The sequence below is a fragment of the Mycobacterium alsense genome (assembly GCF_002086635.1).
Classification (GTDB): Bacteria; Actinomycetota; Actinomycetes; order Mycobacteriales; family Mycobacteriaceae; genus Mycobacterium; species Mycobacterium alsense.
Map to the genome: position 1 here is coordinate 1 of NZ_MVHD01000073.1, position 17,536 is coordinate 17,536.

A 17,536-nucleotide genomic window follows, 5' to 3' on the forward strand; every position below is an offset into this window, starting at 1 on the left:
CCACCACATCTAGACCACGGCCAACCCCGCACCAACCCCTACCACCACCCCGAACGCTTCACCACCAACCACGACGACAACGACGAAGACAACAACGACAACAAAGACAACCACGACGACAACGAAGACGACCCCTAGCGGCCTGGCGTCAAGTGATTCGGGCGGATTTGCTCCTTTGCTAATGCCGCGAGCCTCGACGGGGCATGGAGTCGGCGATCGTCATGGTCGCCAGGCACTTGGGCCGCGGCGGCGGACGACGCATGGCGCACGGACTCCGTTTGGATGCCACCCGCCGCCTGCGCCACTTACCCAGCTTTCACGCAAGTGCGTCCGCAGAGGTTCGCGGAATGCAAAAACGTTCCCCGGATTAGCTGCCGACCCGGGAAGAATCATGAATGGAATCAAGCGGCGTGAAGTATTACGTGAAACGCAAGGTGAGCCAATAGAGTTCACGCAGCGGTCCGCGTTCGGAATACCTCGAAGTACCTTGTGGCGGCGTCGATCCGGGCTGCTCCCGGCTACCGGAATCCGCAGCCGCAGCCGGATCACCGAGGCGACTGCGACCTCCAGTGAGGGATCAGCGTAGCTGTCCCCCTGGGTGTGCAGATCCGGGCAAGCCGACCGATCATCAGCGTTTCGTTGTCGATCCAGATCACATCGGGCGGTTGTCACCGTAACGGGCATGTGTTGGTCGACGCGAACGATTCCCCATGACGGCGACGACAGGTGGCCGCGGATCTGGCATGCTGACAAACGTGACTGACCAGCCGCGGGACGGCGAGGCGCGGCCGGGGGCGCAGCCGCCGCGGCACCGAGCGCATCGTCACCGCGCGTACATCGCGGCGGGTACGGGCGCGCTGCTGGCCGGCGCGGTCGGCTACGTCGGCCTGGTCGACCCCCATTACAAAAATTCGGTGTATCCGCTGTGCCCGTTCAGATGGCTCACGGGCTGGAACTGCCCGTTTTGCGGTGGCCTCCGGATGACGCATGACATCATCCACGGCGACTTGGCGGCCGCCATCAACGACAACATTTTCCTGCTTGCCGGAATCCCGCTGCTTGCCGGCTGGATCCTCTTCAGCCGTTCCCGCCGCGACAGCAAGCCGATACCGGCGATCGTGACGATCGTCGTCGCGACGCTTGCCTGGACGATCCTGCGCAATCTCCCTGGTTTTCCGCTGGTTCCGACCGTTCGCGGCGGGTAGCCGCCTTCCACCGGGGTCGGTCGGCCACGACCGCGCGCGACTATGCTGGTTCGCCGTGAGTAGACGCGGAAAGATCGTCTGCACCCTCGGCCCAGCGACTAATTCCGACGAGCTGATTCTGGCGTTGGTTGAGGCCGGAATGGACGTCGCTCGAATGAACTTCAGCCACGGCGACTACGCGGACCACAAGGCGGCCTACGACCGCGTGCGCGCCGCCTCCGACACCACCGGCCGCGCGGTCGGCGTGCTCGCCGACCTACAGGGCCCCAAGATCAGGCTCGGGCGCTTCGCCACCGGCCCCACGTTCTGGGCCGAGGGCGAAACCGTGCGGATCACCGTCGCGGAATGCGAAGGCAGCCACGACCGCGTCTCGACCACCTACAAGAGGTTGGCCATGGACGCCGCGGTGGGTGACCGCGTGCTGGTCGACGACGGCAACGTCAGCCTGGTGGTCGACGCCATCGAAGGCGACGACGTCGTCTGCACCGTCGTCGAGGGCGGGCCGGTCAGCAACAACAAGGGCATGTCACTGCCCGGCATGAACGTCTCCGCGCCCGCGTTGTCGGACAAGGACATCGAAGACCTGACCTTCGCGCTGAACCTCGGCGTCGATCTGGTCGCGCTGTCATTCGTGCGCTCGCCGTCCGACGTCGAGCTCGTCCACGAGGTGATGGATCGGATCGGGCGGCGGGTGCCCGTGATAGCCAAGCTCGAAAAGCCCGAAGCCGTCGACAACCTCGAGGCCATCGTGCTCGCCTTCGACGCGATCATGGTGGCCCGCGGCGACCTGGGCGTCGAACTGCCGCTCGAAGAGGTTCCGCTGGTGCAGAAGCGGGCGATCCAAATCGCCAGGGAGAACGCGAAACCCGTCATCGTGGCGACCCAGATGCTCGACTCGATGATCGAAAACTCGCGCCCCACACGGGCCGAGGCGTCCGACGTCGCCAACGCCGTGCTCGACGGCGCCGATGCGCTGATGCTGTCGGGGGAGACGTCGATCGGAAAGCATCCGATGGCGGCGGTCCGCACGATGTCGCGCATCATCTGCGCGGTCGAGGAGAATTCCACGGCCGCCCCGCCGTTGACGCATGTGCCGCGGACCAAGCGCGGCGTGATCTCCTACGCCGCCCGCGACATCGGCGAGCGGCTCGACGCCAAGGCGCTGGTCGCATTCACCCAGTCCGGCGACACCGTGAAGCGGCTGGCGCGCCTGCACACCCCGCTGCCGCTGCTCGCCTTCACCGCGTGGCCCGAGGTGCGCAGCCAACTCGCGATGACCTGGGGCACCGAGACATTCATCGTCCCGATGATGACGTCCACCGACGGCATGATCCGCCAGGTCGACAAGTCGCTGCTGGAGCTGGGCCGCTACAAGCGGGGCGACCTGGTGGTCATCGTCGCCGGCGCGCCTCCCGGCACCGTAGGATCCACTAATTTGATCCACGTGCACCGCATCGGAGAGGACGACGTCTAGCCGTGACGACAACCACTTCCGACACTTCCGACACTTCCGACGCTTCCGACTTCGAGGAACTGCTGGCGATCCTCGACCTCAAGCGCGTCGCCGAGCACCGTTTCGTCGGGACGCATCCCAGCAAGAACCCCATGCGCACCTTCGGCGGCCAGCTCATGGCGCAATCCCTCGTCGCCAGCAGCCGCACGCTCAAAGCGGACGAACTCCCGCCCAGCGCCCTGTCCGTGCACTTCATCAACGGGGGAGACACCGGCAAGGACATCGACTTCCACGTCACGGCGCTGCGCGACGAAAGGCGATTTGCCAACCGGCGTGTCGACGCCGTGCAAAACGGAACGGTGTTGTCCTCGGCGATGATCTCGTACATGTCCGGCGGTCCCGGGCTCGAACACGCCGTTGACCCGCCGCAGGTGGCGCGGCCGCACACGCAGCCACCGCTCCCCGAGTTGTTGCGCGGCTACGAGGACACCGTCCCGCACTTCGTGAACGCGCTGCAGCCGATCGAATGGCGCTTCACCAACGACCCGTCCTGGGTGATGCGGGACAAGGGCGAGCGGCTGCCGCACAACAGGGTCTGGATGAAGGCGCTGGGCACCGTTCCCGAGGACCCCGTGCTGCACACCGCGACCATGGTGTACTCCTCGGACACCACGGTGCTGGACTCCGTCATCACCACCCACGGGCTGTCGTGGGGTTACGACCGCATCTTCGCCGCGTCCGCGAACCATTCCGTGTGGTTTCACCGGCAGGTCAACTTCAACGACTGGGTGCTGTACTCGACGTCGTCGCCGGTGGCCGCGGATTCGCGCGGCCTCGGCACCGGGCACTTCTTCGACGGCTCCGGGCAGATGGTCGCCACGGTCGTTCAGGAAGGCGTGCTGTTATATTTCCCCTCCTCCAACCGATAGGGCATTTGACGGGATACCCGCTGGATAACGTCCGATTCGGCCGGTCACGGCCACGATCGGCGTAGATTCCTATCAGCCGGGTATTCGGTGCAGAGGCGACGCACGTCGCCCAGCTGCTTGTCAGCGCATCGGGAGGTGAGAGTGAACGGGCCGCCGGTCAAGGTCGCAGCCAAGCCTCGCGCGCGCGAACGCGTTGTCGTCCACGTCGATTCGCTAGCGGCACGCTGGATCGGCGCCCTGGCCCTGGTCTGCGCGGCGAGCTGGCTCGTCGTCATCCTTGCCCGCTACCACCACCAGCCGGCGTGGCATTACAGCGACCGGCTGGGCTGGTCGCTGGCGATCCTGGGCGCGGTCGCGTTCATCGCCCGCGGCATCTTCCTGGGCCGCCCGGTGACGGCCCTTCACGCGGTCGCCGCGGCCGCTTTGGTGGTCGCGGGGCTGGGCTCGCACGTGCTGGCCTTCGACCTGCTGGGCGATCTGCTGATCGCCGGTTCGGGGTTGGCGCTGATGTGGCCGACATCGTCGCGACCGCGACCCGAGGACCTGCCTCGGGTCTGGGCGCTGATCGACGCCACCAGCGACGACGCGTTGGCCCCGTTCGCCATGCAGACGGGCAAGTGCTACCACTTCAGCGGCGACGGCAGGGCCGCGCTCGCGTACCGGACCCGGCTGGGGTTTGCCGTGGTGGGCGCCGACCCCGTCGGCGACGAAGCAAAGTTTCCCGAGTTGGTCGCCGACTTCGCCGCGACGTGCCGCGCCCACGGCTGGCGGATCGCGGTGGTGGGGTGCAGCGAGCGACGCCTCGCGCTGTGGAGCGACCCGGCGGTGATCGGGCGGAAGCTGCGCGCCGTCCCGATCGGCCGCGATGTCGTCGTCGACGTGTCGAGCTTCGAGATGGTGGGCCGCAAGTTTCGCAACCTGCGCCAGGCCGTCAAGCGCACCCACAACTGCGGCATCACCACCGAGATCGTGGCGGAGCAGGAACTCGACGACCGGCGACTCGCCGAGCTGATCGACGTGGTGCGGGCCTCACCCAGCGGCGCGCACACCGACCGCGGCTTCTACATGAACCTCGACGGCGTGCTGGAGGGCCGGTTCCCCGGGATACAGCTGATCATCGCGCGCGACGCGTCGGGGCGGGTGCAGGGCTTCCACCGGTATGCGACGGCCGGGGGCGGCAGCGACGTCACCCTCGACATCCCGTGGCGACGCCGCGGGGCCCCCAACGGGATCGACGAACGACTCAGCGTCGACATGATCATGGCCGCCAAAGAGACTGGGGCGCAGCGGGTGTCGCTGTCGTTCGCGGCGTTTCCCGAGATCTTCGACGACAAGGACCGCGGCTGGATGCAGCGCGTCTTCTACCGGCTGATCCACATCCTCGACCCGTTGATCGCGCTCGAGTCGTTGTACCGCTACGTGCGCAAGTTCCACGCGATGGACGTCCGCCGCTACGCGCTCGTTTCGATGACCCAGCTGATTCCACTGGTGATCGTGCTGCTGACGCTGGAGTTCATGCCGCGCCGCCGGCACCTCTGAGCCGGTCGGCACAGCGCGTCGGCGCGGATCGCCTCAGGCCGGCACGTTAGTGTGCGGGGGTCGGCTCACCAACGCGCCGACGGAACAGTTGGGCGAATTCATGACCACGGCAGCATGACCACAGCAGCAGACGCACCGGCGATGGAAGCCCGCGTCGGCCATTACTACCAGCTGGAGTACCCGTACCTGGTCGGCCGCGAGAAGGTGCGCGAATACGCCCGTGCGGTGCAGGACTACCACCCGGCGCACTGGGACGAGGCAGCCGCCGCGGAGTTGGGCTATTCGGGGCTGGTCGCGCCGTTGACGTTCACCTCGGTCCCAGGCATGACCTGCAATCGCCGCATGTTCGAATCGGTGGTGGTCGGTTACGACACCTATCTGCAGACCGAAGAGGTCTTCGAGCAACACCGCCCGATCGTGGCCGGCGACGAATTGCTCATCGATGTCGAGCTGGCCTCCGTGCGCCGGACCGCCGGCCGGGACTTCATCACCGTGACCAACACCTTCACCGACGCGGCCGGGGAGCGGGTGCACACCCTGCACACCACCGTGGTCGGCCTCACCGCCGAGGATCTCGATCCGGCGATCAAGACCGCAGCGCAGAACGCGATGATGCACGACGTGGACCTCCTCGCGATCGGTGAGTCCGGCGCCGCCGCCTACCAGAAGACGGTGCGCCCCGAGGTCGAGGTTCGGATCGCCGACGGCACCACCCGGACGCCCGGGACGCCGCGCTTCGAGGACGTGCAGGTCGGCGACGAGCTGCCGGTGCGCCACGCCCGGCTGTCCCGCGGCGACCTGGTGAACTATGCCGGCGTGGCCGGCGACGCCAACCCGATTCACTGGGACGAGAACCTCGCCAAGCTGGCCGGGTTGCCCGACGTGATCGCCCACGGGATGCTCACCATGGGCCTGGGCGCCGGATTCGCCTCGGCGTGGTCCGGCGACCCCGGCGCGGTGACCCGCTACACGGTGCGGCTGTCGCAGCCCGCGATCGTGTCGGCCGCCGAAGGCGCGGACGTCGAATTCAGCGGCCGGGTCAAGTCGCTGGACCCGGCGACCCGCACCGGTGTCGTGGTTGTCGCGGCGAAGTCCGGTGGCCGGAAGATCTTCGGCATGGCGACGCTGAACATCCGCTTCCGCTGAGCGCGCCCGGCGTCAGGCCTGACCGACGCGCAGTTCGCGACAGCCAATCCCGGTGGGCAAGTGGTGGGTGGCGACGACGACGGTCCGTTCGGCGGACATCAGCGCGGAGTGTGGGCGCAACAGGTCCCACAGCACCCCTTCGGCGTCGGGCGCGTCGAGGTGCTCGGTGGGCTCGTCGAGCAGGACGACGCGGGCGGGGGAGATGACCGCACGGGCCAGCAACAGCCGCCTGCGCTGGCCCGCCGAGATGGCCTGCGCGCCACCGGTTAACACCGTCGACAGGCCTTGGGGCAGGCGGGCGAGCCACCCGCCGAGGCCGACCGCGTCCAGCGCCGCCGTCAGCTCGTCGTCGCGGCAGTCGCCGCGGGCGACCAGCAGGTTGTCGCGGACCGTGGTGGCGAAGACGTGCGCGTCCTCGGCGAAAAAGCTGACGGCCCTGTGCAGCTCGTCGTCGTCGAGCCGGGCAAGATCGATCCCGTCGGTCCCGCCCAGCGTCACCCGTCCGGCCAGCGGCGGGATCAGCCCGGCGAGCGTCATCAGCAGCGTCGTCTTGCCGGAGCCGCTGGGGCCGGTGACGGCCAGCCGGGCGCCGGGCGGCAGGTCGAGCCGCACCCGGGTCGCCGGGGTGCCGGGGTGGCCGCACGCGGCGTCGATCGACAGGGCGCCGGCGGGCACCGGCGCGCGTGGGCCAGTTGGGCGTTGCGGCGGTGCCAGGTCGAGCAGGCGGCGCGCGGCGATGCGCGAGCGCGTCAGCTGGACGGCGGCCGCCGGCAACGGCGTCGTCGCCTCGAAGGCGGACAGCGGCAACAGCATCAGGATGGCCAGGGTGGTGGGCGCGACCGCGTGCGCCAGCCCGATCCCGGCCGCGACCGCGCCGAGCACGCTGGCGCCGATCGCCGCGGTCGGCATCGCCTCGGCGACGGCGGCGGGCCTGGCGGCGGCGTCGAGGGCTCCGGCCCAGTCGTGTTGGCGGCGTTGCGAATCGGCGATGACACCGGGCAGCGCGCCGGCGACGCGCAGTTCCGGCGCGTGGTCGAGCGCGATCATCGCCGACGTGTCGCGGTCGGAATGGTGTTGGCGGGCAACGTTTTCCTGCGCGGCGGCGGCCCCGCCCGCCAGCCTTGGCGCGACGAAGCCGGCGACCAGCAGGCAGGCCGCCAGCACCGCGGCGGCCGGCGGCGAAATGACCGCCACCACCGCGGTCGCGGCCAGCCCGAGCACCACCGCGACGCCGATCGGCACCACGGCGCGCACCAGCACGTTGGCGAGCTCGTCGACGTCGGCGCCCACCCGCGCCACCAGCTCGCCGCCGTGCAGCCGGACGGCGGCGCTCGCGGGCCCGCGGGACAGCCGGCGATAGATCTGCGCCCGGGCGGCGCCGGCGGCGCGCAGCGCGGCGTCGTGGGTGGCCAGCCGCTCGCAGTAGTGCAGCACGCCTCGGGATATCGCGAACGCGCGCACCGCGACGACGGCGACGGACAGGTCCAGCACCGGCGGCATCTGCCAGGCCCGCGTGATCAGCCACGCCGAAAACCCCGCCAGGGCCAGCGCGCTGCCCAGCGACAGCACGCCCAGCGCGACCGCGCCCACAACCCGCGGCAACCGCGGGCGCAGCAGGCCGAAGGCGGCGGCGAGCGGATCAGACCGGCGCATGGCTCACCTCCGCGCCGGCGACCACCTCGACCACCCGGTCACCGAGGGCGACGACGGGCTCGCGGTGGCCGACGACGACCACCGTCGCGCCGGCGCGGGCGCGCTCCACGATCGCCCGCAGCACCCGCTCCTCGGTGCGCGCGTCCAGGTGTGCCGTCGGCTCGTCGAGCAGCAGCACCGGGGCCGCCGACCCCAGCGCCCGGGCGAGGCCCAGCCGCTGGCGCTGGCCCAGCGACATCCCGACGCCGCCTCGCCCGAGCACGGTGTCGATTCCGGCCGGCAGCTCGGCCAGCACCGCGTCGAAACCCGATGCGGCACAGGCGGCCTCGAGATCGTCCAAGGCCCCCAGCAGGGCCAGGTTGTCGCGCACCGTGCCGGGGACCAGCACCGGGCGCTGCGGCAGCCAGGACAGCTGCCGCCACCACGCGGCGGGCTCCAGGTCGGCGACGTCGACGCCGGCGACGGTGACGCGGCCCGAGGACGGCGCGGTGAGCCCGGCGATCACCTGCAGCGTCGTGCTCTTTCCGGCGCCGTTAGGCCCGGTCAGCACCGTCACCCGGCCGGGTTCGAACACCGCGGAAAGGCCGCGCGGCGCGTGGCCGTCGCGGCCCGCCACGTCCAAGTCGTCGAGGCGGATCTCATGGCCGCGAGCGCTCACCACCCGGGTCCGCACCGCGGGGGCCAGCGTTTCATCGGCCTCGCCGATCAGGGCGAACGCCTTGTCGGCGGCGGCCCGACCATCCTGGGCCGCATGGAATTCCACGCCGATGCGGCGCAGCGGCCAGTAGACGTCGGGCGCCAGCAGCAGCACCGTCAGGCCGATGGTCAGGCTCAGCTCGCCGAACACCAGCCGCAGCCCGATCCCGACGGCGATCAGCGCCACGCCCAGGGTGGCGAGCAATTCGAGCACCAGCGCCGACAGGAACGCGATCCGCAGCGTTGCCATCGCCGAACGGCGGTGCGCGGCGGCCAGTTCGGCGATGCGCCGCTCGGGGCCCCGGCCGCGCCCCAGCGCCCGCAGCGTCGGGATCCCGGCGATCAGGTCCAGCAGCCGGGCCTGCAGGGCCGTCATCGCCTCCAGCGCCGCCGCCGAGCGGTCGGCCGTCGCCAGCCCGATCAACACCATGAAGAGCGGGATCAGGGGCAGCGTGATCGCCACGACCGCGAGCGATTTGAGGTCGTAGAGCGCGATCACCGCGACCGTTGCCGGGGTCAGGATGGCCGCGAGCAGCAGCGTGGGCAGGTATCCGGTGAAATAGGGGCGCAGCCCGTCGAGTCCGCGGGTGACGACCACCGCGGCGGCATCACGCTGCGCGGCGAGCGCCCTCGGCTCGCGCGCGGTCACCGCGGTCAGCACCTGGCCGTTCAGGTCGGCGATGACCGCGCTGGCCCCCCGCTGCCCCAGGCGGGCCTGCAGCCAGTGCGCCACCGTGCGGATGGCCCACAGCCCCAACAGGATCGACAACGGGACCGGCCAGGCGCGCGCGCCCGGGGGATCGGCGACCAGCCGCGCGACGATGCCGGCCAGCACGATCGCCGAGCCGATCGCGCAGCCGGCGATCACCACCCCGCAGCCCACCACGGCGGCCAGGTAGCGGCGCAACGCGGCGGAGGCCCGCCACAGCCGCGGGTCCAGGGGTGCCCGGGAGCCTTTGGTGTTCAGGACGCACGCCTCGCCAGGCCGATCGGCGGCGGGATCCGCTCGGACGAGATCCGTTGCCGGAACACCCAATACGTCCACGCCTGGTAGCCCACCGTCAACGGCGCCATGATCGCCGTCACCCACGTCATGATCTTCAGCGTGTAGGGCGTCGACGAGGCGTTGTAGATCGTCACGCTCCACGCGTCGTTCAGCGTCGAGGGCACCAGGTTGGGGTATAGCGCCCCGAACAGCAGCACGACGACGGCGGCGACCACCGCCGCGGTGCACGCGAACGCCCAGCCGTCGGACGCGCGCCGCCACACCAACAGCACCGCCGCCAGCTGCGCGACGACCGCAACCCCGAGGACCGCCCAGGTCCAACCCTTGCCGTGCGCCAGCTGCGTCCAAAGCCCGAATGCCGCAACCAGTCCGGTCACGGGGAAAGACAGCCACGCCGCGAGGCGGTGGGCGTCGTCGCGGATCGTGCCCGAGGTCTTACACGCGACGAAGGCGGCGCCGTAGAGCAGGAACAGCCCGGCGGTGGCCAGGCCGCCGAGCACGGTGTAGGCGTTGAGCACGTCGGTGACCGACAGGTGGACGCGGCCGGCGGCGTCGACCGGCAGCCCGCGCACCAGGATGGCGAATGCCACGCCCCACAGCACGGCGGGCAGCCACGACCCCGCCGCGATCCCGAAATCGGCCCAGCCCCGCCATTTCGTGTCGTCGATCTTGCCGCGCCATTCGATCGCGACGGCCCGCAGGATCATGCCGAACAGGATCGCCAGCAGCGGCAGGTACAGCGTGGAGAACACGGTGGCATACCAGCCGGGAAACGCCGCGAACATCGCCGCGCCGGCGGTGATCAGCCAGACCTCGTTGCCGTCCCAGACCGGCCCGATGGTGTTGAGCGCCGTGCGGCGGTGCAGCTCCGGATCGCCTGCGCCGGAACGGCTCAGGCGCGCAAACGGCTCCATCAGCATGCCCACGCCGAAGTCGAAGCCCTCCAGGATGAAGAAGCCGAAGAACAGCATCCCGATGAGGCCGAACCACCACTCCTGCAGTCCCACGGGTCAGCTCCTTTCCGGGGCGTCAGTAAGCGAACGAGAGCGGTGCCACCTCGTCGTCTCCGGGCGCCCGGGGCGGCGCCGGTTCCGCGTCGTGTTCCTGGGGCCCCTCGACGATGTAGCGCTTGAGCAGGAAGAACCAGATCACGGCGAGCACCGCGTAGGTCAGGGTGAACGTGACGAGCGAGGTGACGACCATGGCGGGCGCGTGATCGGAGACGCCCTGGGCGACCGTCAGCCGCACCTGCTGGTCGCCGGTGGGGTTGGGCACGACGATCCACGGCTGCCGGCCCATCTCGGTGAAGATCCAGCCGGCGCTGTTGGCCAGGAACGGCGCGGGAATGGTCAGCAGCGCGAACCAGGCGAACCAGCGCCGCCGCGGGGGCATCCGGCCACCGCGGGTCAGCCACAGCGTCACCAGGGCGAACAGCACCGGGATCGCCATCAGCCCGATCATCGCGCGAAACGCCCAGTAGGTGACGAAAAGGTTGGGCCGGTAGTCGTTTGGCCCGAATCGCTGTTGGTAGTCCTGCTGGATGTCGCGCACGCCCTGCAGGGTGACGTCGCCGAACCTGCCCTCGGCGAGGTACGGCAGCACGTAGGGCACCTCGATCACGCGGGTGAGGGCGTCGCAGTTGTTCTGGCGGCCGATCGTGAGGATGGAGAACTGGGGATCGGTTTGGGTGTCGCACAACGATTCTGCCGACGCCATCTTCATCGGCTGCTGGACGAACATCAGCTTGCCCTGGCGGTCGCCGGTGAAGAACAGGCCGACGGCCGCCAGCAGTGCCACCAAGCACCCCAGGATCGCGGCCGGGCGAAAGATGGTGCGCGAGTCCGGCTCGGTGGTGCGGGACCGGACCAGCAACCAGGCGCTGACGGCGGCGACGAACGTCCCGGCGGTCAGCAGCGAACCGGTGACCGCGTGTGAAAAGGCCGCCAGCGCAGTGTTGTTCGAGAGCAGGGCGCCGATGCTGTCCAGCTCGGCGCGCCCGGTGCCGGGGTTGTAGTGCGCGCCGACCGGGTGCTGCATGAACGAGTTGGCCGCGATGATGAAGAACGCGGAGACGTTCACCCCGATCGCGACGATCCAGATGCAGGCCAGGTGGACCAGGCGCGGCAGCCGGCTCCAGCCGAAGATCCACAGGCCGATGAACGTCGATTCGAAGAAGAAGGCGGCCAGGCCCTCCATCGCCAGCGGCGCCCCGAAGATGTCGCCGACGAACTTGGAGTAGTGCGACCAGTTCATCCCGAACTGAAATTCCTGGACGATCCCGGTCGCCACGCCGATGGCGAAGTTGATCAAAAACAGCTTGCCGAAGAACTTGGTGAGTCGGTACCACGCGGTGTTGCCGGTGGCCACCCACGCCGTCTGCATGATCGCGATCAGGGGGGCGAGGCCGATCGTGAGCGGCACGAAGATGAAGTGGTAGACGGTGGTGATACCGAACTGCCACCGCGAAATATCGACGACATTCATCCGTCATCTCCCCGGATAGGGTCAGCTACGACAGAGTGTAGTAGATGGGGCGGGTTCGGCGCTACGTTTAATTCAGAGGCCAATCAGAAAGGCTGATCAGACGCGGGCCGTGCGCGGCTCCTCGGCGTGCAGCTCGGCGGGCTCGTCGCTGGCCTTGCGGCCGAGGAGATACCAGGTGCGCATGGGGCCCTTGCCCTTGACGTCGATGTAGCCGCGCTCCTGCAGGACGAACTCGTCCTTGAGCCGCTCGTACATCGCCTCCGGGACCTGGATGCGTCCCGCCGAGTCGGTGGATTCCATCCGGGAGGCGACGTTGACGGCGTCGCCCCACACGTCGTAGAAGAAGCGGCGCGCGCCCACCACGCCGGCGACCACGGGCCCGCAGGCCATGCCGATCCGCAGCGGCACCGGCCGGCCGTGCGGATCCTTGCGTCTCGCCGCGACATCGGCCATGTCGAGCGCGAAGTTCGCCAGGGCCTGGGCGTGATCGGGCCGCGGGCGCGGAACCCCGCTGACGACCATGTAGCAGTCGCCGCTCACCTTGATCTTTTCCAGCCCGTGCTTGTCCACCAGCGCGTCGAACGCCCCGTACAGGCGGTCGAGGGCGCGCACCAGTTCGGCGGGCTGCATGGTGCTGGCGCGTTCGGTGAACCCGACGATGTCGGCGAACAGCACCGAGGCGTCGTCGTACTTGTCGGCGATGATGCTGCGGCCGGGCTCCTTGAGTCGCTCGGCGATGCTCGCGGGCAACATGTTTTGCAGCAGCGCCTCGGAGCGGTCGTACTGGGCCTCCATGACCGCCTCGGCGCGCGCGGTGTCACGCAGCGCGAACCACACGGTCACGACCACCATCCCGACGCTGGAGATGGCCGTGATGACGAAGAACGCCGACTGCGCCCACGCCGGCTGCAGGCCGGTGTCACGCGGGACCAGGAATTCGAGCGCGATGATCAGGCCGGCGGCGACGGCCGCCAGGCTCGCGGCCAGCACGATGTGTTCCAGCCCCAACATCAGCACCACCAGGCAGGCCCCCACCAGCAAGAAGAACTGCGATCCCGTGCCGGTGCCCGCGTCCCAGCCGGTGGCGAAGACCGAGGCGTAGGCCGCGCAGACAAAGGTAAGGGGCGCAACGAGTTCCCCGAACCGATGCAGCCAGGGAACGGTCGCGAAGATGATCGCGGCTCCGACGTTGATGGAGCTGATCTGCCAGGACCAGGTTCCGGTGACGATCTGCATGAACACGAAGACGGCGCTGACCAGCACGGCCAGCCAGGCGGTGATGGCGAGCACCCGCACCCGGCGCGCGGCGTTGTCGGCGTAGTGCTGGCTGCGGTCGCGGCTCTGCGCCCGCACCGCGGCGACGCAGTCCGGGCGATTCGGCGAGCCGTCCGACCGGGGTGGGGCTCCGCATTTCTTAGCCGCCACGATTCACAGCGTAACCGTTGTTTGGCGTATGCCTATTCCAATAGCGGTCCATAGCGGTCCATAGCGGTCCATAGCGGTCCAAAGCGGTCCATAGCGGTCCAGAAAGCGAGCGCAACTACTCCGGGTCGCGGGTGAGCCAGTCGGATGGCCGGTGTAACGACAGCGAGCCGTTGGGCATGATGTGCTGCACCTCGCGCCCGTCGCGGGTGGCCAGGTCGGCGATCATCCGCCGATGGCAGCGCCACCAGGTCGGTTCCCCGCACATCACCGCCACGTTGCCGGCGTCGGCGTCGTCCAGCAGCCGCCGGTAGGCCTCCCGGAACGCCGCCGTGCGGGTGTGCGCCGCGTAGTTGGCGAACGAGGGGTTCTCCCACCACTGGTCGCGCGGCACCGGGGTGGTCGGCGGCCTGCGCCGCCCCCCGAGGTCCGGCTCGTGCCGGTAGCCGATGCCCGCGGCGTTCAGCCAGCCCGGCATCGCCTCCTTCGCCACGTCGGGGTTGCGCCGCGAACCCGGGAAGCTGCGCACGTCGACCAGCAGCGTGACGCCGTGCCGGCGAAGCGCGGCGGTGAGCTCCTCGGCCGTTTTCGCGCCGTGGCCGATGGTGTAAAGCATTGAAAGGGAGTGCCCTCGGTGAGATTCGAACTCTATTTCACCACCAGGTTACAACCCCGGAATGCCATCTAGCTGCCAAAAGACATCACGGTAGTTCACGGAAGTTATCTGTAACTGTGGGCAAAGTGTGGGCACGGCGCGGGCAGGCAGGCGGTTACAGATAACTCATCCGAACCACCAGAGAGGAAACATCACCATGACCACTACATCCCGCAGCCCGCGGCCGCAGCGCGACTTGTCGGCGTCCGCCGACGCAGAGTCGGCAGACCTCGCCCCCCTTGTCCGCTGTGATAACTGCGGGCGGCACGGCTGGCACGAAACCGACCGCTGCCCCGAGCGTGGCTTGTCGGTGCCTGGAGCGACGGTGGACTTCCCCCAACAGGAAGGTCCAGCCATGACAACCACAAGCACCCAGCTGCGCGATGTCCCGCTACCTGCAGGCGCGACCGATGCCAGCCCATGGAGAGAGCTCGGCACACGGTGGCCCTGGCGGACAGTTACCTGGCCGCGCCGCCAAGTCACCGGCCGCGAAAATACCCGCGTGTCATTGGAATGCTGCCAGAACGCCGATGGGAGCCTCGACGAGTTCGGGGTCTACGTCGTTGGCGACGACTGGCTCACCGGTGACCAAGCCCGCGAGCTGGCCGCCGCGCTGCTTGAGGCCGCCGCCGAGCTGGATGGGTGGGCCACGCGATGAACGATGCCACCATCGAGCGCCGCGACTTGCCCGCCCTCCCGATTCCCGACGAGGCGCCGATCGACCAATTTGAGACCTATGCGGTGATCCGGTGTGGTGATGTGCGCGCTGAAATTGTGCGCTTTGCCTACTGGCATCCGAACGACGGAGTGGACACGGTCGCGGTCTCGTTTGACGCCCGGCTGCATGTCCCTGATGAAGGCGCCGGCATAGCCGACATCCACGTGGATGACCCGCAGCCGTTGTTCGACGTGGCACAAGTCGCTCAGCGGGCAGCGTTCTTGCTCGACGAGGCGCGACGCCATCACGCAACTGCGTTGCCCATGACCGCGGCTGCTGGAAGCGAAGGGTCGGAACGATGAAGACGAGCATCGGTGACATTCCGGCACGCGAGTTGATCGACGAGCTGATCAGGCGGCTAGGAGTCGCGGAGGTCTGCCGGCGGCTCGAACTGCCGGAATCGACGGACCTGTGCCAGCTGGCCGACCAACTCGACCGGCTGTGAGCCATCGTAAGAGCGCGTGCCCGAGGTGTGGGCTTGAGGCCCACACCTCGCAAGGCGCGTGGGCGGACCGGCATCCCGTCGTGACGGTGTTCATCGCGTTGCCGACGTTGTACACGCTCGCCGGCATCATCCTGGCCTACCCGTGGTTCATGGTGCCGGTGTTGGTGGTGGTGTGTGCGGTGGCGGTGGACCGCCGGATGAGGAAGCGGCAGGCGTTCGCGGCCCGCGCCGATCACGACCACCGAGTACTCATGGCTCGAGCGATCTTCGCTCCGCATCCACTACTGCCGGCGCCGGTCACACCGCGGAGGCGGCTGTCGCGGCCGCGCGGAGCCGATCATTGGTCGCGCACAGAACCGATCGGGACAATCGTCTCCAATTAGAGAAACGCCAAAAGCGCAGACAATGGAGTTATGCAACCACGTACGACACGGAAATGCCGCGAACCGGGATGTGATGAAGAAGCTGAGCTCATCGAGGGATCGCAAACCCGAGCAGGATCTATTCGCATACACGCGGTTTTCGAATGCCCCTACGGGCACAAGCAGATTGGGCGGATCCGAACCGGTTAGCGTACGGCGTCGAGGAGTGTGTCGATGAAGGCGTTTGCCTGTTCCCGTAGGTGACCTTCGCATTGTGCGACGTCCACGGTGATGTCTTTGGCTCCGTCGACTTTCACGGTGACTGAGCGACGCCCCCGGCCGACGACGAAGTCGTCTTGGCTGACTTCGGCTGCGATATGTACGGCACTGATGTTCGAAATCTGCTGAACAGACCCCGTAACCTTCAGGCTGTTCTCGTCGCCTTCAGCGACGAGCTGCCCTAGTGTGTTGCCCTGTATCCAATAAAGGGTGCGCAGTAGTCCCTGACCGTCTCGGATGCCAGCCCAAGCGTCCACCGGCCAGCGGGTGAAACTGTGGACGGCCAACGCGAACACCGAACTGGCTACGGGTGCGGGTTCCCGCGCGAAAGGGTTCGGTTCGGAAAGCTCGTCCCGGATCTGCTCTACATCAGTCATGGGGAGCGACGGTACGCCGGGGGTCAGACAGCAGTCATAACCCAAGCCGTTCCACCGTCTCGGCGGCATCCTCCGGACGAAACACAACACGGTCATCCGCTGACACCCGCGCGGTTTGCATCGGCTCGCCAGCCTCCAACCGCGGCCGCGCCCACTTCGGCAGCAGATACGCAGGCACATCAACCGGCCGCCGAGCGCGCATCAGCTCCAGCCACCGGTCGAAGATCGGCGTCGGCGCTACCCTGACCGCCCGGTAGTTGCTCAGCCCAGACTCGATGGCTTCCATGACAGCGTCATATACGCCGCTGCGCTGCCCTATGGCGTCATCATCAACTATTGGCATTCAGGCGCCCCTCCGTTTCGGTGGCCGGTTCTCGCCCCAACGCTGTTGCGCGGCGTCCCGGTGCTGTGGCGACTTCGCCACCGGCAGATCACCGATCTGGATCCGCGCCAGGTGGTCCGCGACGACCTGATCCTGTAGGCGGATCTCGGCCATCATCTTGGCCGCGATCGACGCCCGCTTCTCGCCGCGCAGCTCGGCGTTGAGCAGCCTCTGCAGCTTGGCCACATGATCAGCGGCACGCACCGCAGCATCGATATGGTGTGCCTCTCGCTCGTCCCAACGCAGCGGTAAACCGCGCCGCGCGGACTCACGCGCCAACGCAGCATCGAGGCTCTCCCGTAGCCGCCTACCAGCAGAAACACTCACCACTGACCCTCCTGAGATCGGCTTAGCTGCCGTCGTTTTGCGGCGTTGCCCGAAAAAATCCCGGCGCATCGACGGACAGGCGGACGCTATGCCGACCGGCGAGGCCGTCGGGCGGCGCGGGGGTCCACCCCCCAGGTCGCGGCGCTGACGTGCGGAAAGTGCTGCCTTGCTGTGCGTCTGGCCCGTCGGGAGCAGCGTGCGCGGGTGCGCTCGGCCATGACTCCGAGAGCACCGCTGCACCGTTCTGCGCCACGTCTTTTAGCTGCCGCCGGCTCCGGCGACGGTGAAGCGGCCGATGCGCGTTGGGCGCATGACCTTCCAGCCGATGCGCCAGGTGGCGCGGATCTGGATGGCGTCCTGTGCGAACAGGGCGTGTTCACTGGTCGCGATCCGGACAGGTCCGACTGCGCTGGCGATCGCGGTGGCGTCGACGACGACGCCGGTGCCGGCCGGGACGA

18 protein-coding genes and 1 pseudogene are annotated in these 17,536 nt (G+C 68.6%); 9 read left to right on the plus strand and 10 right to left on the minus strand.

From position 1 onward, the window contains the following. Positions 1 to 743: 743 nt before the first annotated feature. The 5 genes from BST11_RS24825 (at position 744) to BST11_RS24845 (ending at position 6,272) form a co-directional block, all read left to right on the plus strand. Positions 744 to 1,205 (plus strand): DUF2752 domain-containing protein, encoded by a 462-nt coding sequence (locus BST11_RS24825; RefSeq protein WP_083140884.1) that lies wholly within the window; start codon positions 744 to 746, stop codon positions 1,203 to 1,205. 55 nt (positions 1,206 to 1,260) lie between these two features. Continuing rightward, positions 1,261 to 2,679 (plus strand): pyruvate kinase, encoded by a 1,419-nt coding sequence (pyk, locus tag BST11_RS24830; RefSeq protein ID WP_083140885.1) that lies wholly within the window; start codon positions 1,261 to 1,263, stop codon positions 2,677 to 2,679. Positions 2,680 to 2,681: 2 nt separating this feature from the next. Further along, on the plus strand, positions 2,682 to 3,587 hold the full coding sequence (locus tag BST11_RS24835; RefSeq protein WP_083140886.1) for an acyl-CoA thioesterase II: 906 nt from the start codon (positions 2,682 to 2,684) through the stop codon (positions 3,585 to 3,587). A 141-nt stretch (positions 3,588 to 3,728) separates the two neighbouring features. Continuing rightward, positions 3,729 to 5,126 carry a bifunctional lysylphosphatidylglycerol flippase/synthetase MprF gene (locus BST11_RS24840; protein ID WP_083140887.1) on the plus strand — a complete coding sequence of 466 codons (1,398 nt, stop codon included), beginning with the start codon at positions 3,729 to 3,731 and terminating at the stop codon, positions 5,124 to 5,126. A 114-nt stretch (positions 5,127 to 5,240) separates the two neighbouring features. Beyond that, entirely contained in the window at positions 5,241 to 6,272 is a 1,032-nt protein-coding gene (locus tag BST11_RS24845) for a fused (3R)-hydroxyacyl-ACP dehydratase subunits HadA/HadB (RefSeq protein WP_083140888.1), read from the plus strand. Between the two features lie 12 nt (positions 6,273 to 6,284). Here the strand turns inward: BST11_RS24845 and cydC are convergent, their stop codons facing one another. The 6 genes from cydC to BST11_RS24875 form a co-directional block, all read right to left on the minus strand. Beyond that, positions 6,285 to 7,925: a thiol reductant ABC exporter subunit CydC gene (gene cydC / locus BST11_RS24850; protein ID WP_083140889.1), complete on the minus strand. Its 1,641-nt coding sequence runs from the start codon at positions 7,923 to 7,925 to the stop codon at positions 6,285 to 6,287. Continuing rightward, positions 7,912 to 9,528, minus strand: coding sequence for a thiol reductant ABC exporter subunit CydD (gene cydD / locus BST11_RS24855; protein WP_083140899.1), 1,617 nt, complete (start codon positions 9,526 to 9,528; stop codon positions 7,912 to 7,914). Before cydD ends, cydC begins: the two co-directional genes overlap by 14 nt. A gap of 56 nt (positions 9,529 to 9,584) precedes the next feature. After that, complete coding sequence (gene cydB, locus BST11_RS24860; RefSeq protein ID WP_083140890.1) at positions 9,585 to 10,634, minus strand: cytochrome d ubiquinol oxidase subunit II; 1,050 nt, start codon at positions 10,632 to 10,634, stop codon at positions 9,585 to 9,587. A gap of 22 nt (positions 10,635 to 10,656) precedes the next feature. Then, positions 10,657 to 12,111 (minus strand): cytochrome ubiquinol oxidase subunit I, encoded by a 1,455-nt coding sequence (locus BST11_RS24865; RefSeq protein WP_083140891.1) that lies wholly within the window; start codon positions 12,109 to 12,111, stop codon positions 10,657 to 10,659. Between the two features lie 96 nt (positions 12,112 to 12,207). Next, positions 12,208 to 13,536 carry an adenylate/guanylate cyclase domain-containing protein gene (locus BST11_RS24870; protein WP_083140892.1) on the minus strand — a complete coding sequence of 443 codons (1,329 nt, stop codon included), beginning with the start codon at positions 13,534 to 13,536 and terminating at the stop codon, positions 12,208 to 12,210. 115 nt (positions 13,537 to 13,651) lie between these two features. Then, on the minus strand, positions 13,652 to 14,149 hold the full coding sequence (locus tag BST11_RS24875) for a DUF488 domain-containing protein (protein ID WP_083140893.1): 498 nt from the start codon (positions 14,147 to 14,149) through the stop codon (positions 13,652 to 13,654). A 541-nt stretch (positions 14,150 to 14,690) separates the two neighbouring features. Between BST11_RS24875 and BST11_RS27725 the strand changes: the two genes are divergently transcribed. From BST11_RS27725 to BST11_RS24885, 4 genes are all read left to right on the plus strand, one after another. Next, positions 14,691 to 14,846: a hypothetical protein gene (locus BST11_RS27725; RefSeq protein ID WP_158086824.1), complete on the plus strand. Its 156-nt coding sequence runs from the start codon at positions 14,691 to 14,693 to the stop codon at positions 14,844 to 14,846. After that, complete coding sequence (locus BST11_RS24880) at positions 14,843 to 15,208, plus strand: hypothetical protein (RefSeq protein WP_142276550.1); 366 nt, start codon at positions 14,843 to 14,845, stop codon at positions 15,206 to 15,208. The genes BST11_RS27725 and BST11_RS24880 overlap by 4 nt, the downstream gene beginning before the upstream one ends. Continuing rightward, positions 15,205 to 15,351, plus strand: coding sequence for a hypothetical protein (locus BST11_RS27730; RefSeq protein WP_158086825.1), 147 nt, complete (start codon positions 15,205 to 15,207; stop codon positions 15,349 to 15,351). The genes BST11_RS24880 and BST11_RS27730 overlap by 4 nt, the downstream gene beginning before the upstream one ends. A gap of 80 nt (positions 15,352 to 15,431) precedes the next feature. Continuing rightward, positions 15,432 to 15,734 carry a hypothetical protein gene (locus tag BST11_RS24885; RefSeq protein WP_083140895.1) on the plus strand — a complete coding sequence of 101 codons (303 nt, stop codon included), beginning with the start codon at positions 15,432 to 15,434 and terminating at the stop codon, positions 15,732 to 15,734. Between the two features lie 185 nt (positions 15,735 to 15,919). Here BST11_RS24885 and BST11_RS24890 read toward each other — a convergent pair whose 3' ends face one another. From BST11_RS24890 to BST11_RS27735, 4 genes and pseudogenes are all read right to left on the minus strand, one after another. Then, positions 15,920 to 16,369, minus strand: coding sequence for a hypothetical protein (locus tag BST11_RS24890; protein ID WP_083140896.1), 450 nt, complete (start codon positions 16,367 to 16,369; stop codon positions 15,920 to 15,922). A gap of 34 nt (positions 16,370 to 16,403) precedes the next feature. After that, positions 16,404 to 16,655, minus strand: coding sequence for a hypothetical protein (locus tag BST11_RS24895; protein ID WP_142276551.1), 252 nt, complete (start codon positions 16,653 to 16,655; stop codon positions 16,404 to 16,406). A 57-nt stretch (positions 16,656 to 16,712) separates the two neighbouring features. Then, positions 16,713 to 16,955 carry a hypothetical protein gene (locus BST11_RS24900; protein ID WP_244897775.1) on the minus strand — a complete coding sequence of 81 codons (243 nt, stop codon included), beginning with the start codon at positions 16,953 to 16,955 and terminating at the stop codon, positions 16,713 to 16,715. Between the two features lie 381 nt (positions 16,956 to 17,336). Next, a pseudogene (locus BST11_RS27735) lies at positions 17,337 to 17,536 on the minus strand (phage major capsid protein); the annotation flags it as partial.

What these genes read in the sequence shown, in the direction of transcription:
- BST11_RS24825 (WP_083140884.1), top strand. Translation starts at nt 744, where the DNA reads ATGCTGACAAACGTGACTGACCAGCCGCGGGACGGCGAGGCGCGGCCG.
- BST11_RS24845 (WP_083140888.1), top strand. Translation starts at nt 5,241, where the DNA reads ATGACCACAGCAGCAGACGCACCGGCGATGGAAGCCCGCGTCGGCCAT.
- cydC (WP_083140889.1), bottom strand. Translation starts at nt 7,925, where the DNA reads ATGCGCCGGTCTGATCCGCTCGCCGCCGCCTTCGGCCTGCTGCGCCCG.
- BST11_RS24865 (WP_083140891.1), bottom strand. Translation starts at nt 12,111, where the DNA reads ATGAATGTCGTCGATATTTCGCGGTGGCAGTTCGGTATCACCACCGTC.
- BST11_RS24875 (WP_083140893.1), bottom strand. Translation starts at nt 14,149, where the DNA reads ATGCTTTACACCATCGGCCACGGCGCGAAAACGGCCGAGGAGCTCACC.
- BST11_RS24880 (WP_142276550.1), top strand. Translation starts at nt 14,843, where the DNA reads ATGAACGATGCCACCATCGAGCGCCGCGACTTGCCCGCCCTCCCGATT.
- BST11_RS27730 (WP_158086825.1), top strand. Translation starts at nt 15,205, where the DNA reads ATGAAGACGAGCATCGGTGACATTCCGGCACGCGAGTTGATCGACGAG.
- BST11_RS24890 (WP_083140896.1), bottom strand. Translation starts at nt 16,369, where the DNA reads ATGACTGATGTAGAGCAGATCCGGGACGAGCTTTCCGAACCGAACCCT.
- BST11_RS24895 (WP_142276551.1), bottom strand. Translation starts at nt 16,655, where the DNA reads ATGGAAGCCATCGAGTCTGGGCTGAGCAACTACCGGGCGGTCAGGGTA.